Consider the following 15,295-nt stretch of genomic DNA (forward strand, 5'->3'; position numbering starts at 1 on the left):
TTTAAAGCATCTTTTTTGGGGCGGCTTCGCCACCCAGCGGGAGCAAGCTCCCTCGCCACCGAGCTGAACGTCCATCACCGTGGCCTCAGCGCTCGGCGCGAGGCTCGACCACCACCGTGCAAGTCATCCCCGCCGCCAGCAGCACGCCGTCCGGCACTTGGTCGAGATGAATGCGCACCGGCACCCGCTGGGCCAGGCGGACCCAGTTGAAGGTAGGGTTCACGTCCGCGATCAGTTCGCGGCTTTCGGGGTTGTCGCGGTCGTAGATGCCTCGGGAAATACTCTCCACATGCCCCAGAAGCACCTCGCCGCTCATGAGCTGCAACTGCGCCGAATCGCCAACGCGCACCTTGGGCAGCTTGGTCTCCTCGAAGAAGCCATAGACCCAGAACGAGTTCATGTCGACCACGGCCATCTTGGCCTCGCCGATGCGCGCATAGTCGCCTCGGTGCACATTGAGGTTGGTGACGTAGCCGTCCACCGCGGCACGGACTTCGGTACGGGAAAGGTTCAGCTCGGCCGCTTCCAGTTGCGCCTGGGCATGCTGGTAGTCGGCCAGGGCCGAGTCGGCGATGTTGCTGGCGTCGTCGCGGTTTTCCCGGGAGATCACCAGGCTGTCCAGGTCGGCACGCCGGTGGGCGTTGACCTGGCGCATTTCCCAAGTGGCCTTGCGTGACGCCACCAGGGCCCGGGCCTGTTTCACCGCGAGGCGATAATGCTCGGGGTCGATGCGCATCAAGAGGTCGCCCTTGCGCACCAACTGGTTATCACGCACCGGGACTTCGACCACCTCGCCACTGACGTCGGCCGCCACGTTGATGACGTCGGCCCGCACGCGGCCATCGCGGGTCCAGGGGTCGTTCATGTAATGCACCCACAACAGACGGCCGATCCACAACGCCAAGGCCAACACCAACAGCGTCGCCAGCAGGCTGAAAAACTTTTTCATCGCATCGATCTCAACGGTAGACCGTCAGCGCCAGCGCGCCGAACAGGCAGGTAAACAGACTCAGGCGCAGCAACGCCGGGTGCCAGAAGAAGCGGTACAGGTCCAACCCCGACAGGAAGCGATCCAAGGCCCAGGCCAGGGCCGCGGCGAATAAGAACATCAAGGTCATGGTGGGCATGTACACGCCATGGAAGGCGATCTCACGGGGCATGTTCAGGTTCCTGGAGCAGCGGTAGCGATTTGGCATAGGCCGCCAAGGGCGACTGCGGGTCGAGCAACGACGTGCGGATGAAGTGCAGGTAGCTTTTCACCCGGCGCAGGGCGGACGTGTCGAAATGCGGGGCAAAGGGCTCGTCGGTGGCTTGCACCCGGCCAAGGGCGTGGTCGACTGCCACCAACGCGCGCGCCAGGTTGTTCGGCCCCGGCTGGCGGAACAACCGCACCAGCGCCCGTCCCATCACCCGGATCGACTGGCGCCAGGGCTGGCTTTCGGCATAGGCCGGGTGCACCGGCAAGATCGCCTGTTCCTTGCGCAACTCGATGATCGCGTGGCCGACCTCCAGCACCACGAACATCCAGCGCAGCAAGTCCCGTTGCACCTGGGGCTGCCCCGCCGCCAAGCCGTAGGCCTGATGCAGCAGGTCGCGGGTGCGGCTTTCGAAACCCGATGCCAGGCCCTTGAGCCGGCCGCTGATGGCGAACACCACCTGCTCGCGCAGGTCCTGCTCGAGCCGGCGCCATAACCAACGGCTGTTGGGCGGCAGGATGATCGCCCCGGCGGCGGCGCACACCAGCATGCCGAGCACCATTGCGATGTAGTCGTTGATGAAGGCGTAGGGGTTGTAGACCGTCAGGTTGTCCGGCACCGAGCCTGTGGAGAAAAAGATCAGCAACCCCAGCCCGACACCCGCATATTGCGGTCGCGCACTGAGGAACGAACCCAGCATGATCACCGGGGCGAGCATCACGCAGAGCAGGGGAAAGCCATCGATCAGCGGAAAGATGAAGAACATCTCGACGAAGCCGATCAGCGCGCCGAACAACGTGCCGCAAGCCATCTGGAAGGCCATGCGCTTGGGGTTCGGCGTGGCGGCCGACAAGCCCACGGTGGCGGCGGCGATCATCGTCATGGTCGCACCGCTCGGCCAGGCCGTGGCGACCCAATAGCTGCCCAGCACCAGCAGGATGAAGGCGGCGCGAATCCCCGATGCCGCAGCCGCCAGCCAGTTGGTCTGCGGCACGAAGGGTTCATCCCAGCGCTCGCGTTCGTGGCGATGCTCGGCCAGGGAGGCGTGGGTCAGGGCATAGCCGTGCAGGTCGTCGACGAAGCGATACAGCAGCTCGTAGGCGGTGTGGAAATCCAACTGATGCGCATCACTGGGGTGCGTTTCCTGGAACAGCGTCCGCAGGCGTCGCACCTGGGCCGGCAAGTCGGCCTTGTAGTCGGCCAATGCGAGTGCCAGGCGTGCCGCATCGGCGTCGGTCAGGGCCCGGGCGCTGAAGCCGTCGAGCAGCTCCGCCAGGTTCTGCAAACCCGGTTTGATCGCGCTCACCACCTGGTCCGCCGCGCTGCTGCGCAGACGCTGCAACAGTTGATGCAAGGCGTTGAAACGGGTGGTGATGCCCATGAACTCGCTGTTCAAGCGACTGAGCCGGCCATTGCGCCGGCGCATGTGCGGGTCTTCGAACACGGTCACGCTGCGCAGGCTTTCCAGGCCGACGGCCTCGGCGATGAAGCGCACGTTGGCAGCCTCGAACGCTTCCTGTTTGCTGCGCCCGCGCAAGCCATCGGTGACGAACAAGGCAAACACCCCAAAACGCTGATACAAGGCGTTGCGCATGGCGGCGCTGGCGGTTTGCGGCAGGATCGCGGCGCTGACCAGGGTGGCGCAGAAAATCCCCAGGGAAATTTCCAGCACCCGCCAGACGGCCGCCATGAATGCCCCCTGCGGATGGGCCAGGGCCGGCAGGCCGATCATCGCCGCGGTGTAGCCGGCCAGCACGAAGCCATAGGCGCGAAAATTGCGGCAGCGCGCCGCCCCCGCCGAACAGATGCCGACCCAGATCGCCAGGCTGCCCAGGAACAACTCCGTGTTCTGGGCGAACAGGGCGATCAGCGCCACCATCACCGACGAACCGGCCAGGGTGCCGAGCAAGCGATAGAAACTCTTGGCGAACACCTGGCCGCTCTGCGGCTGCATGACGATGAACACCGTGATCATGGCCGTGCGCGGCTGCGGCAGTTCCAGGCGCATCGCTAGCCACAATGTCAGGAATGCGGCAAACAGCACCTTGAAGATATAGACCCAGGTCACCCCGTCGCTGCGGGCCCAGTCGAACAAGCCGCGACGCCATTCGAGGCGATAGAGCCCGCGTGCGGGGGCAAGCAAAGACATCAAGGGCATCATCAGTACCGTGGCGAGGGAGCTTGCTCCCGCTTGGGTGCGCAGCAGCCACCTGAAGGGCGTGCTAAGCCCGAGACCTCGGACCGGTCCAGCGGGAGCAAGGTAGGGGTCAAGTAAGCTGTATCACTGCCGGCCTCCAGCCCTCCGCCCAGTGCCGTCACCAGGTCGGCATGGGCGCTCAGGCGCGCGGCCTCCACTTGCTGTTGCACCTCCTGTTGCTTGAACAACAGGGTCTGGGCGTTGAGCACGTTGAGGTAGTCGGTGAGCCCACGCTGGAACGCCACCATGGCGATGTCGTACGTGCGCTGCGCGGTAGCCACCGACTCGGCGGCGAAAGCCTGCTGCTTGGCCATGGATTCACGGCGGATCAACTGATCGGAAATGCTCTTGAGGGCATTCACCAGTGTCTGGTTGTAATGCGCCACGGCGACGTCATAACCGGCCGCCGCCTCCCCCAACTGTGCACGCAGGCGGCCGCCGTCGAAAATCGGCAGCGACAGGGCCGGTCCGACGCTGTAGTTGAATTTCTTCCCGGCCAGGAACTCCAGCGCCCCGCCGCCGGTGGCCATGAAGCCCAGGTTGGCCACCAGGTCGACGTTGGGATAGAAACCGGCCCGGGCCACATCGATGCCCCGAGCCTGGGCCGCGACCTGCCAGCGCCCGGCCACCACGTCCGGACGCTGGCCCAGCAGTTGGGCAGGCAATGCCGACGGCAATTTCACAGGCGCGCCAAGGACCAGCGTCGGACGCTGCAAGCCGGCGCTCTCCCCCGGTCCCTTGCCCGCCAGCGCCGCCAATTGATTGCGGCTCAAGGCAATGGCTTCGTCCAGGGCGTCGAGTTGCCGATGGGTCTCGGGCAGCGGCGCCTGGGCCTGACTCACTTCGAAATGGGTGCCGATGCCGCCGGCCAGGCGCTTTTTCGCCAGGTCGAGGATCTGCTCTTGTTGATGAAGGGTGGCAACCACGATGTCGCGCTGGGCGTAGTGCAACGAAAACTGGATGTAGGCGCGCACGACGTTGTTCTGCAACTCCAGTTGCGCCTGGCGCGCTTCGGCCACGCTGACGTGGGCCAGGTCGACGGCCCGTTCGCTGGCGTTGCGCTCACGGCCCCACAGGTCCAAGGCATAGCTCAAGCCGAGGCCAGCATTGTTGTCCCACGTGGTGGTATTGGCCAGGTCGCCAGGCCCGTAGAACGGGTCGGTGGGCCAGTTGTGGCGCTTGAGGGTCGATTCCCCGTTGATCTGCAGCGACTCGGCAGCCTCGACGACACCGGCCATGGCCTTGGCCTGCCGCACCCGCGCAGCCGCCATGGCCAGGCTGGGGCTGTCTTGCACGGCCAACTCGATCCAACGGTCCAGTTGCGCATCGCCATAGGCTTTCCACCATTGTCGGGCGGGCCAGTGGGCGTCGCGAGCGGCCTCGCGGATCGCGGCATCGGTGGCCAGTCGATTGGCTGGCAATACCTCGCCTTGCGGCGCAATTCCTCCCGTCCCGATACAACCGCTGATGGTTAAAGTCAGAACCCAAACACTGAGAGTCTTAAGCTCTCTGCTGATGCAACGCGGCACTTGCGCAAAATTCCTAGGAGAGAAAATCGAGATGTTGTGGGAGCGGCGGTGGCGGCAATTCTAGGCATCGCCCTCACCGGCGATAAGCCGACCTTTATGCGAATCTTTGTTACCGTTAACGCGATAATCCATAAGTCGGGGTCCCGCATCTCTGTAACTTCATGTCACAATTTGCCACCTCCCAAGAGAGCCCTTCATGGACACCTTGCAAAACATGCGCGCGTTCAGCTGTGTGGCCGAAGCCGGCAGCTTCACCGCTGCCGCCGCGCAACTGGACACCACCACAGCCAACGTCTCGCGTGCGGTTTCCAACCTGGAAGCCCATCTGCAAACCCGCCTGCTCAATCGCACCACCCGCCGCATTGCCCTGACGGAAGCCGGCAAACGCTACCTGCTGCGTTGCGAGCAGATCCTGGCGTATGTCGAAGAAGCCGAGGCCGAGGCCAGCGACGCCCATGCGCGTCCCGCCGGGCAACTGAAGGTCCATACCATGACCGGCATCGGCCAGCATTTCGTGATCGACGCCATCGCCCGTTATCGCAAGACCCATCCGGACGTGACCTTCGACCTGACCCTGGCCAACCGGGTGCCGGACCTGCTCAACGAGGGCTACGACGTCTCCATCGTGCTGGCCAGCGAACTGCCGGACTCCGGTTTCGTCTCCCAACGCCTGGGGATCACCTACAGCATCGTCTGCGCATCGCCGGCGTATGTGAAAGCCAACGGTTGTCCACAAAAGCCCGGCGACCTGCTCAACCACGCCTGCCTGCGGCTGGTCAGCCCGGTGATTCCGCTGGAAAAATGGGGGTTCGATGGCCCGGAAGGCCAGGAAATGGTCACCATCAACAGTTCACCGTTTCTGGTGAACTCCGCCGACGCGATGAAAACCGCCATCATCAGCGGCATGGGGGTGGGGATATTGCCGGTGTATGCGGCCATCGAAGGCCTGCGCAACGGCACGCTGGTACGGGTCATGCCCAACTACCGCTCCCAGGAACTGAACCTCTATGCGATCTACCCTTCGCGCCAATACCTGGACGCGAAAATCAAGACCTGGGTCGAGTACCTGCGCGGCTCGTTGCCGGAAATTCTCACGGCGCACCAGGCTGAGCTGATTGCCTATGAACTGAGTGGAAGCCTGGCGGGCGCGCGGATCGCCCATTGAATTGGGCCGCCGCGCACCAAGGCTGCTCACCTGATGTTTGTATGACTCCTGTGGCGAGGGAGCTTGCTTGCGCGGGGCTGCGAAGCAGCCCCCAGGATTCTGCGGTCGCTGCGCAACCGAGCGGGAGCAAGCTCCCTCGCCACGACGATACCCGTCTTTAAGTGAACAACGCCTTAGCGCCAAGGCGGGTTTCGTTTCAGCGCTTGCCCATCGAACGCCGCGTGCCGGGAGGCGCCGCCCCCGGCGTCTTGGTATGGCCGTCCTTGCGGCCGTTCCTGTAGTACGGCTGTTGAGCGCCGTCCTTGGCCGCAGCCAGCTCGCCGGGTTTGAAGGGGAACTTGAACGCCGGGATCGCCGCCTTGACGTTCTCGGTGCTGCAAGCACCCTTGTCCGGCAGGTCAGCCTGTTCGCCGTTGGAAAGTTCGTCCACGGGCGAAGGTGTCGGGGAAGTCATGTGGGGCTCCGGGGGATACGCGCAGGTCGGGCCCGATCAACGAGCCAGGAAAAGGCGACAGTATACCTGCCGGACACCGGGGCGTACCGGGCAGATTCCACCGACGTCACCACGCGTCCGACACTCATCTAGGACAAAACTGACAAGCCTGTCAGGCTGGCGTCACCTTCCTGACCGGCTCTCAACGCTATATAAGACGGATAGAAATCTTTCTGTCCTGAACCGGCTCTTCGCATCCATGCTCATCCAGAAAAAATCCGTCCTGTTCGTTGCGCTGTCGCTCGCCGTGGGGGCCCTGGTCCTCTGGCTTGTCCTGAAGCCTGTCCCCACACGTCCCAGTGCCGCCAGCGTCGTTCCGGTACGCGTCGTCAGCGTGGAGCAAAAGGATGTGCCCCGCTTTGCCAGCGGCATCGGCACGGTACTGTCGATGCACAGCGTGGTGATCCGCCCACAGATCGACGGCATCCTCACCCGGCTGTTGGTCAAGGAAGGGCAACGGGTCAAGAAGGGCGACCTGCTGGCGACCATCGACGACCGCTCGATCCGTGCCAGCCTCGATCAGGCCACGGCCCAGCTCGGCGAGAGCCAGGCACAACTGGCGGTGGCCCAGGTCAACCTCAAGCGCTACAAGTTGCTCAGCGTCGATGACGGTGTCTCGAAGCAGACCTACGACCAGCAACAGGCACTGGTCAACCAGCTCAAGGCTACGGCCCAGGGCAACCAGGCCGCCATCGATGCCGCACAGGTGCAACTGTCCTACACCCAGATCCGCTCCCCGGTGACCGGTCGCGTCGGCATTCGTAACGTAGATGAAGGCAACTTCCTGCGCACTGGCGACAGCGAAGGGTTGTTCACCGTGACCCAGATCGACCCGATCGCCGTGGAATTCTCCCTGCCCCAGCAAATGCTGCCCACCTTGCAACGCCTGATCGCCGCCCCCGACCCAGCCTTGGTCAAGGCCTATGTCGGTGCCGACGGCAACACCGGGGAATTGCTCGGCGAGGGACACCTGAGCCTCATCGACAATCAGATCAACCCCAACACCGGGACCCTGCGGGCCAAGGCTGAATTCGACAACGCCGCGCAACGGCTGTGGCCTGGGCAATTGGTGACACTGAAGATCCAGACCGCCCTCGACAAAAACGCCCTGGTGGTGCCGCCGACGGTGGTCCAGCGCGGTCTGGAGCAGCACTTCGTGTACCGGGTCAAGGGCGACACGGTGGAGAGTGTGCCGGTGACGATGGTTTACCAGGACAGCGACCTGCACATCATCAAGGGGGTGAACGCTGGCGACCAGTTGGTGAGCGATGGTCAGTCACGGCTCAAGCCGGGCAGCCATGTCCAGGTGCTCGGTGATCCGCCCGCCCTGACCAAGGCCTCGGAGCCGCAACCGTGAAGGGCCGGGGTTCGGTTTCGGCGTGGTGCATCGACCACCCCATTGCCACGGTGCTGCTGACGTTTGCCCTGGTCCTGCTGGGGTTGATCGCGTTTCCCCGCCTGCCCGTCGCGCCGTTGCCGGAGGCGGAATTCCCGACCATCCAGGTCAACGCCCAACTGCCCGGCGCCAGCCCCGAAACCATGGCCTCGTCGGTGGCGACGCCGCTGGAAGTGCAATTCAGCGCCATTCCCGGTATCACCCAGATGACCTCCAGCAGCGCCCTGGGCTCGACTAACCTGATCCTGCAATTCAGCCTCGACAAAAGCATCGACACCGCCGCCCAGGAGGTCCAGGCAGCCATCAACACCGCCGCCGGCAAGCTGCCCAAGGACATGCCGAACCTGCCGACCTGGCGCAAGGTCAACCCCGCCGACAGCCCCGTGCTGATCCTCAGCATCAGTTCCAGCCTGATGCCGGGCACCGAACTGAGTGACTACGTCGAAACGCTGCTGGCCCGTCAGATCAGCCAGATCGACGGCGTAGGACAAATCTACATCACCGGTCAGCAACGCCCGGCAATCCGGGTCCAGGCTTCGGCCGACCGCCTCGCGGCCATCGGCCTGACGCTGGCGGACATCCGCGTCGCGCTGCAACAGGCCAGCCTCAACCTGGCCAAGGGCGCCTTGTACGGGGATTCGAGCGTTTCCACGCTGTCCACCAACGACCAACTGTTCCAGCCTCAGGAATACGGCGAACTGATCGTGTCCTACAAGAACGGGGCACCGGTCCATCTCAAGGACATCGCCACGGTCGTCAACGGTTCGGAAAACGCCTACGTCCAGGCCTGGTCCGACGATGAGCCGGGGGTCAACCTGGTCATCTTCCGGCAGCCCGGGGCCAACATCGTCGAGACCGTCGACCGCGTCCAGGCGGCCTTGCCTACCCTGCAAGCGATGCTGCCTGCGGCCGTGCAGGTCAAAGTGCTGATCGACCGCACCCAGACCATCCGCGCCTCGCTGCACGAGGTGGAAATCACCTTGTTGATCGCGGTGCTGCTGGTGGTCGCGGTGATGGCGCTGTTCCTGCGCCAGCTCTCGGCAACGCTGATCGTCTCGGCGGTGCTGGGGGTGTCGCTGACCGCCAGTTGTGCGCTGATGTACGTGATGGGTTTCAGCCTGAACAACCTGACCCTGGTGGCCATCGTCATCTCGGTGGGGTTCGTGGTGGACGACGCCATCGTCGTGGTGGAGAACATCCACCGTCACCTGGAGGCCGGCGACGGCATGCGCGAGGCGGCGATCAAGGGCGCCGGCGAGATTGGCTTTACCGTGGTCTCCATCAGTTTCTCGCTGGTGGCGGCGTTCATTCCGCTGCTGTTCATGGGCGGCGTGGTCGGGCGCCTGTTCAAGGAGTTTGCCCTGACCGCCACCTCGACCATCCTGATCTCGGTGGTGGTGTCGCTGACCCTGGCACCGACCCTGGCGGCGTTGTTCATGCGAGCCCCGGTGCACCCCGCCCACGACAAGCCAGGGTTCGGCGACCGCTTGCTGGGCTGGTATGAGCGAGGCCTGCGCCGGGCCCTGGCCCACCAGAAAATGATGATCGGAGTATTCGGCCTGACCCTGGTGCTGGCGGTGGTGGGCTACGTGTTCATCCCCAAGGGCTTCTTCCCGGTACAGGACACCGGCCTGGTGCTGGGCACCAGCGAAACCGCCGCCGATGTCTCGTTCCCGGACATGGTGGCCAAGCACAAGGCCCTGGCCGAAATCGTTGCCGCCGACCCGGCGGTGCAGACCTTTTCCCATTCCGTCGGGGTCTCGGGCAACAACCAGACCATCGCCAACGGCCGCTTCTGGATCGCCCTCAAGCCCCGCGGCGAGCGTGACGTATCGGCAAGCGGTTTCATCGACCGGATCCGCCCCAAACTGCTGAAGATCCCGGGCGTGGTGTTGTACCTTCGCGCCGGGCAGGACATCAACCTCAGCTCCGGTCCCAGCCGCGCCCAGTACCAATACGTGCTCAAGAGCAACGACGGGCCCAGCCTCAATGCCTGGACGCAGAAACTCACCGACAAGCTGCGCGGCAACCCGGCGTTGCGTGACATCTCCAACGACCTGCAACTGGGCGGCAGCATCACCCACATCCACATCGACCGCAGCGCGGCCGCGCGCTTCGGGCTCACCGCCAGCGATGTCGACCAGGCCCTGTACGACGCCTTCGGCCAGCGGCAGATCAATGAATTCCAGACCGAGACCAACCAGTACAACGTGATCCTGGAGCTCGACACACGGCAGCGCGGCAAGGCCGAGAGCCTGGCGTACTTCTACCTGCGCTCGCCGCTGAGTGGGGAGATGGTGCCGCTCTCGGCCCTGGCCCGCTTCGACCCGCCGAGCAACGGGCCGCTGTCCATTGCCCACGACGGCATGTTCCCGGCCGCCAACCTGTCGTTCAACCTGGCGCCCGGCGTGGCACTCGGCGACGCGGTGCGGATCCTCGACCAGGCGAAGAACGAGATCGGCATGCCGGCCGCCATCAGCGGCAACTTCCAGGGCGCGGCCCAGGCGTTCCAGAGCTCGCTGGCCAGCCAGCCGTGGTTGATCCTTGCCGCGCTGGTGGCGGTGTACATCATCCTGGGGGTGCTCTACGAGAGTTTCGTGCACCCGCTGACGATCATTTCGACGCTGCCCTCGGCCGGCCTCGGCGCCTTGATCATGCTCTGGCTGCTGGGCCAGGATTTTTCGATCATGGCGCTGATCGGGTTGGTGCTGCTGATCGGGATCGTCAAGAAGAACGGCATCCTGATGATCGACTTCGCCCTCGACGCCCAGCGCGACAAGGGGATGGCGCCCCAGGAAGCGATTTTCCAGGCGTGCCTGACCCGGTTCCGGCCGATCATGATGACCACCCTGGCCGCCCTGCTTGGCGCCCTGCCGCTGATGCTCGGCTATGGCGCTGGCGCGGAGTTGCGCCAGCCCCTGGGCATCGCAGTGGTGGGCGGTCTGCTGGTGAGCCAGGCGCTGACGCTGTTCACCACGCCGATCATATACTTGTGGCTGGAGCGGCTGTTCCATCGACCCGGCCATCATCCCGAAGCAGTGCCGGCAACCACAGACTGAGGCGGGACCATGCGCGTTCTGATCATCGAAGACGAAGAAAAAACCGCCGATTACCTGCATCGCGGCCTGACCGAACAGGGCTACACCGTAGACGTGGCGCCCGACGGTATCGAAGGCCTGCACCTGGCCCTGGAAAGCGACTACGCGGTGATCGTGCTCGACGTAATGCTGCCGGGCCTGGACGGCTTCGGCGTGTTGCGGGCCTTGCGCGCCCGCAAGCAGACACCGGTGATCATGCTCACCGCCCGCGAGCGGGTCGAAGATCGCATCAAGGGCCTGCGCGACGGGGCCGACGACTACTTGGGCAAGCCATTCTCCTTCCTGGAACTGGTGGCCCGCCTCCAGGCCCTGACCCGTCGCAGCGGCGGCCATGAACCGGTGCAGGTGAGCATCGCCGATCTCTGGATCGACCTGATCAGCCGCAAGGCCACCCGCGCCGGCCAACGCCTGGACCTGACGGCCAAGGAGTTCTCGCTGCTCAGCGTCCTGGCCCGCCGCCAGGGCGAAATCCTGTCCAAGACCGCCATCGCCGAAATGGTCTGGGACATCAATTTCGACAGCGACGCCAACGTCGTGGAGGTGGCGATCAAACGCCTGCGAGCCAAGCTCGACGGGCCGTTCGAACAGAAACTGCTGCACACCATTCGCGGGATGGGCTACGTGCTGGAGAGTCGAAGTGAGTAACAGCCTGGCGTTGCGCCTCAGCGGGATGTTCACGCTGGTGGCCGCGCTGGTGTTCCTGTTGATCGGCGGCGCGTTGTATCAACAGGTCGAAAAGGGCCTGGGCCTGCTGCCCGAAGCCGAACTCGATGCGCGCTACAGCGTGCTGGAATCCACCGTTGGCCGTTACGGCACGACCGAACACTGGGTCAAGATCAACAACAAGCTGCGCTTGCTCGGCGAAGAAGACAAACGCATCCACTTCTGGATCGTCAGCGGCGATCCGCATTTTGAGTATGGCAACCCCGACTCGCAGATCCGCGCCTTTGCCGAAGGCCCACTGGGCAAGCGCGACCTGCAACGGCCCGATCGACGCTACCCGATGAAAGTGCTGGTCAGCCAGTTCCCGGCCAAGGACCAGCGTCCGCCGCTGCGCTTCTTGATCGGCATCGACACCGGGACCTTCTACCAGACCCAGCACCGTTTGCTGGTGGCGTTGGTGAGCCTGGCGTTCGTTGGCGTTCTGCTGGCCTCGCTGCTGGGCTATTGGGTGGCGCGCATTGGCCTCAAGCCGCTGATCAAGCTCTCCGATGAAGCCCGGCGCCTGGCCCCTCCCAGGTTGTCCGGACGCTTGCGGTTATCACCGTTGCCGCCGGAGCTGAGCCAGTTCGTCAGTTCCTTCAATGCCACGCTCGATCGGGTCGAGCAAGCCTACTGGCGACTGGAGTCATTCAATGCCGATGTCGCCCATGAACTGCGCTCGCCCCTGACCAACCTGATCGGCCAGACCCAGGTCGCACTGACCCGTGGGCGTTCGGCCGAACACTATTTCGAGGTGCTGCAATCCAACCTCGAGGAACTGGAACGACTGCGTTCGATCATCAATGACATGCTGTTCCTGGCCAGCGCCGACCAGGGCAGCAAGGCCACCCAATTAACCCGCACCTCGCTGGCCGATGAAGTGGCAACCACCCTCGACTACCTGGACTTCATCCTGGAAGATGCCCAAGTCCAGGTCCGAGTCAGCGGCGATGCCCAGGCCCACATCGAGATCGCCCAGTTGCGTCGCGCACTCATCAACCTCTTGAGCAACGCGGTGCAGCACACCGCCCCCGGCCAAGTGATCGAGGTGCGTATCCAAGCCCTGGGCGACCAGATCACCCTCGCCGTCACCAACCCTGGCAAACCGATTGCCAACGAGCACCTGCCGCGCCTGTTCGAACGTTTCTACCGGGTCGATGCGTCGCGCAGCAACAGCGGCGCCAACCATGGGTTGGGGCTGGCCATCGTCAAGGCGATTGCACTGATGCACGGCGGGGACGTATTCGTGCACAGTGACCAGGGCACCAATACGTTCGGGATCCGCTTGCCGGCCTAAGGCGTGCAAAAGGCTGGATCTATTTCCGAGTTGAATGCCAGGCGAAAGCCAACTGGATCAAAATCAATAAATCGCAGCTTTCTGCAACACCTTGCGGGTTATTGCGCAAACACTGATTGCCCGCTCCCCCCGATCCAAGCACAATCTTGCAAAAGGCCAGCATCCGGTTCAATGCCGGTTGTACAGCCCTTGGGAGTGATCCCAGCCACATGACATGCGTAGACATCAACACCATGAGCGCGAGTAGTGCGACACCTGGCATACCCCCGCTTCCGACCCCGTCGGAACGCGTGCTCGTGCTGGCCAGCTCGCTGGTTGTCATTGCCATCCTAAGCATCGTGACCTTCCTGCTGATCCGCGAACAGGCCGAGGCCCAACAGGCGGCGGCACGTGCCGCGAACAATATCGTGCAACTGATTGACGCCGACGTGCTGCGCAATGTCGAACTCTACGACGTGTCGGTGCAAGGCCTGCTCGCCGCAGCAAAACGCGACGACCTCAAAGACGTTTCGCCAGCCATCCGCCACCTGGCCTATTTCGATCGCGCCACCGCCGCCCCCTATAAAGGCGACATCCTGCTGCTCGACAAGAATGGCGATGTGGTGGCGGACTCTGCCTCCGTGGTGCCGCGCAAGGGCAACTACGCCGATCGAGAGTATTTCCAATCCCATGTCCTCGACCCTAGTCCGGACATGAAGATCAGCCCACCGTTTCGCGCCAGGAGTGGCGAACATGACTGGCGCATCAGCTTCAGTCGCCGGTGGAGCGATGAACAGGGAGGGTTCAAGGGCGTGGCCGAGTCGGCGATGCGCCTGAGCTACTTCAGCCAATTGTTCAAGAGCCTCAACGTGGGCCATGGCGGCACGGTCAACCTGATCAGCCGCGACGGCATCCTGTTGGCACAGGAACCGCCCATCGCGGCTGACCTGATCGGCAAGGACTTCAGCAACCGTCCGAACTTCGTACGCATCCTGCGCGAGGGCAACGGCAGTTTCACCGCCCTGTCGAGCCGTGATCAAGAACTGCGCCTGTACACCTTTTCCCAGGTAGGCGACTTGCCATTGATCGTCATAGTGGCGCTTTCTGCCCAGGAAGTGTTTGCCTCCTGGCAACGCACTGCCCTGCTGGTGAGCGGCGCAACCGGCGCATTGTGCATCGGCCTGCTGTGGCTGACCTGGTTGCTGCGCCGCGAACTGAGGCGCCGCCACAACGCCGAACAGGAACTGGCCAAACTGGCGTCCATCGACGCGTTGACGGGACTGGCCAACCGACGAACCCTGGACGAAACCCTGCAACAGGAATGGCTGCGCGCCCAACGCTCCGGCCAGCCGCTGTCGATCCTGATGATCGATGCGGACCACTTCAAGGCGTTCAATGATCGCCACGGTCATCAGGGCGGTGATGACGCCTTGCGCAACCTGGCGCACTTGATCAGTGGACATGTGCGTCGACCAGCCGACCTGGCGGCACGCTACGGTGGCGAGGAGTTCTCGGTCGTACTGCCAGAGACCACCACCGCCGGGGCGTTCAGCATGGCCCAGGCGATTCGCGAAGCGGTGGAACAATTGCCTCTCCCTCACTCTGGGGAGGTGCCCATGACGGTGAGCATTGGTATTGCCACCTGGTCCAATGGGCCTTATGGGGAGCTCAAGCAATTGGTGTTTGCGGCGGACAAGGCGTTGTATCAGGCCAAGGCTAGTGGGCGGAATCGGGTGGTTTGTGCGATGTGATATGTTTTTTTTGGGGGGGTGTTGGGGGTATATCCGTTTCTGCGGTGATGGCTGCTGGCGGTTCCGCTCTTACAGCGGGTTACTTTTGGCAAACGCCCCAAAAGTAACCAAAAGGTCTGTGCCCCACCACTCGGCACCTCGCCCAGGCGAGGTGTTCCCTCACTCCGGCATTGCTCCGTGGGCCCGCCGCGAAGGGCCATCCATGGCCCAGCGCGGCTATCCCGGCATCCATGCCGGGTTGCCCACTGCGCAATGCCTGCGTTCGGCCAGCGTGGTTGATGGGGCGTTAGGATCAAGATCAAGATCAAGATCAAAAGCCAAAGCCAAAGCCAAAGCCAAAGCCAAAGCCCGAAACGCTCCTCCCGTGGCGAGGGAGCTTGCTCCCGCTGGCCTGCAAAGCAGGCCCTGCATTGTTTTAGACAATCACATTGCTACAGGTTAGGTAGTCCGGGACGACCAAACCCATTTCCATAATCAGCACCCATAAAAAAG

Annotated in this window: 11 protein-coding genes; 6 read left to right on the top strand and 5 right to left on the bottom strand. The window is 63.6% G+C overall.

Annotated features, from left to right (window positions below; all coding sequences use genetic code 11):
• Nucleotides 1–85 precede the first annotated feature (85 nt).
• Genes ACODSJ_RS15890 through ACODSJ_RS15905 form a run of 4 tightly spaced genes read right to left on the bottom strand, consistent with a single transcriptional unit; the run spans nt 86 to nt 4,922 of the window.
• The gene (locus tag ACODSJ_RS15890; RefSeq protein WP_489102631.1) at nt 86–949 is read right to left on the bottom strand and encodes an efflux RND transporter periplasmic adaptor subunit; all 864 of its coding nucleotides are present in this window, start codon (nt 947–949) and stop codon (nt 86–88) included.
• Between the two features lie 10 nt (nt 950–959).
• Complete coding sequence (locus ACODSJ_RS15895; protein WP_489102632.1) at nt 960–1,160, bottom strand: DUF1656 domain-containing protein; 201 nt, start codon at nt 1,158–1,160, stop codon at nt 960–962.
• Nucleotides 1,150–3,348, bottom strand: coding sequence for an FUSC family protein (locus ACODSJ_RS15900; protein ID WP_489102658.1), 2,199 nt, complete (start codon nt 3,346–3,348; stop codon nt 1,150–1,152). Before ACODSJ_RS15900 ends, ACODSJ_RS15895 begins: the two co-directional genes overlap by 11 nt.
• 8 nt (nt 3,349–3,356) lie before the next feature.
• Nucleotides 3,357–4,922, bottom strand: a complete 1,566-nt coding sequence (locus ACODSJ_RS15905; protein ID WP_489102633.1) for an efflux transporter outer membrane subunit — start codon at nt 4,920–4,922, stop codon at nt 3,357–3,359.
• Between the two features lie 196 nt (nt 4,923–5,118).
• On the opposite strand from ACODSJ_RS15905, the gene ACODSJ_RS15910 reads away from it, so the two are divergent.
• Entirely contained in the window at nt 5,119–6,087 is a 969-nt protein-coding gene (locus tag ACODSJ_RS15910) for a LysR family transcriptional regulator (protein ID WP_489102634.1), read from the top strand.
• A gap of 196 nt (nt 6,088–6,283) precedes the next feature.
• On the opposite strand, the gene ACODSJ_RS15915 is transcribed toward ACODSJ_RS15910, so the two are convergent.
• Nucleotides 6,284–6,541 (bottom strand): hypothetical protein, encoded by a 258-nt coding sequence (locus tag ACODSJ_RS15915; protein ID WP_489102635.1) that lies wholly within the window; start codon nt 6,539–6,541, stop codon nt 6,284–6,286.
• A gap of 238 nt (nt 6,542–6,779) precedes the next feature.
• Between ACODSJ_RS15915 and ACODSJ_RS15920 the strand changes: the two genes are divergently transcribed.
• The 5 genes from ACODSJ_RS15920 to ACODSJ_RS15940 all read left to right on the top strand — a co-directional run bounded on the left by ACODSJ_RS15920 (nt 6,780) and on the right by ACODSJ_RS15940 (nt 14,803).
• Entirely contained in the window at nt 6,780–7,937 is a 1,158-nt protein-coding gene (locus ACODSJ_RS15920; RefSeq protein WP_489102636.1) for an efflux RND transporter periplasmic adaptor subunit, read from the top strand.
• Complete coding sequence (locus tag ACODSJ_RS15925; RefSeq protein WP_489102637.1) at nt 7,934–11,035, top strand: multidrug efflux RND transporter permease subunit; 3,102 nt, start codon at nt 7,934–7,936, stop codon at nt 11,033–11,035. The genes ACODSJ_RS15920 and ACODSJ_RS15925 overlap by 4 nt, the downstream gene beginning before the upstream one ends.
• A 9-nt stretch (nt 11,036–11,044) precedes the next feature.
• Nucleotides 11,045–11,719, top strand: a complete 675-nt coding sequence (locus tag ACODSJ_RS15930; RefSeq protein ID WP_489102638.1) for a heavy metal response regulator transcription factor — start codon at nt 11,045–11,047, stop codon at nt 11,717–11,719.
• Nucleotides 11,712–13,073 (top strand): heavy metal sensor histidine kinase, encoded by a 1,362-nt coding sequence (locus ACODSJ_RS15935; RefSeq protein ID WP_489102639.1) that lies wholly within the window; start codon nt 11,712–11,714, stop codon nt 13,071–13,073. Before ACODSJ_RS15930 ends, ACODSJ_RS15935 begins: the two co-directional genes overlap by 8 nt.
• A 233-nt stretch (nt 13,074–13,306) precedes the next feature.
• The gene (locus ACODSJ_RS15940) at nt 13,307–14,803 is read left to right on the top strand and encodes a sensor domain-containing diguanylate cyclase (RefSeq protein WP_489102640.1); all 1,497 of its coding nucleotides are present in this window, start codon (nt 13,307–13,309) and stop codon (nt 14,801–14,803) included.
• Nucleotides 14,804–15,295: the final 492 nt, after the last annotated feature.

Source organism: Pseudomonas sp. FG6 (assembly GCF_057809015.1).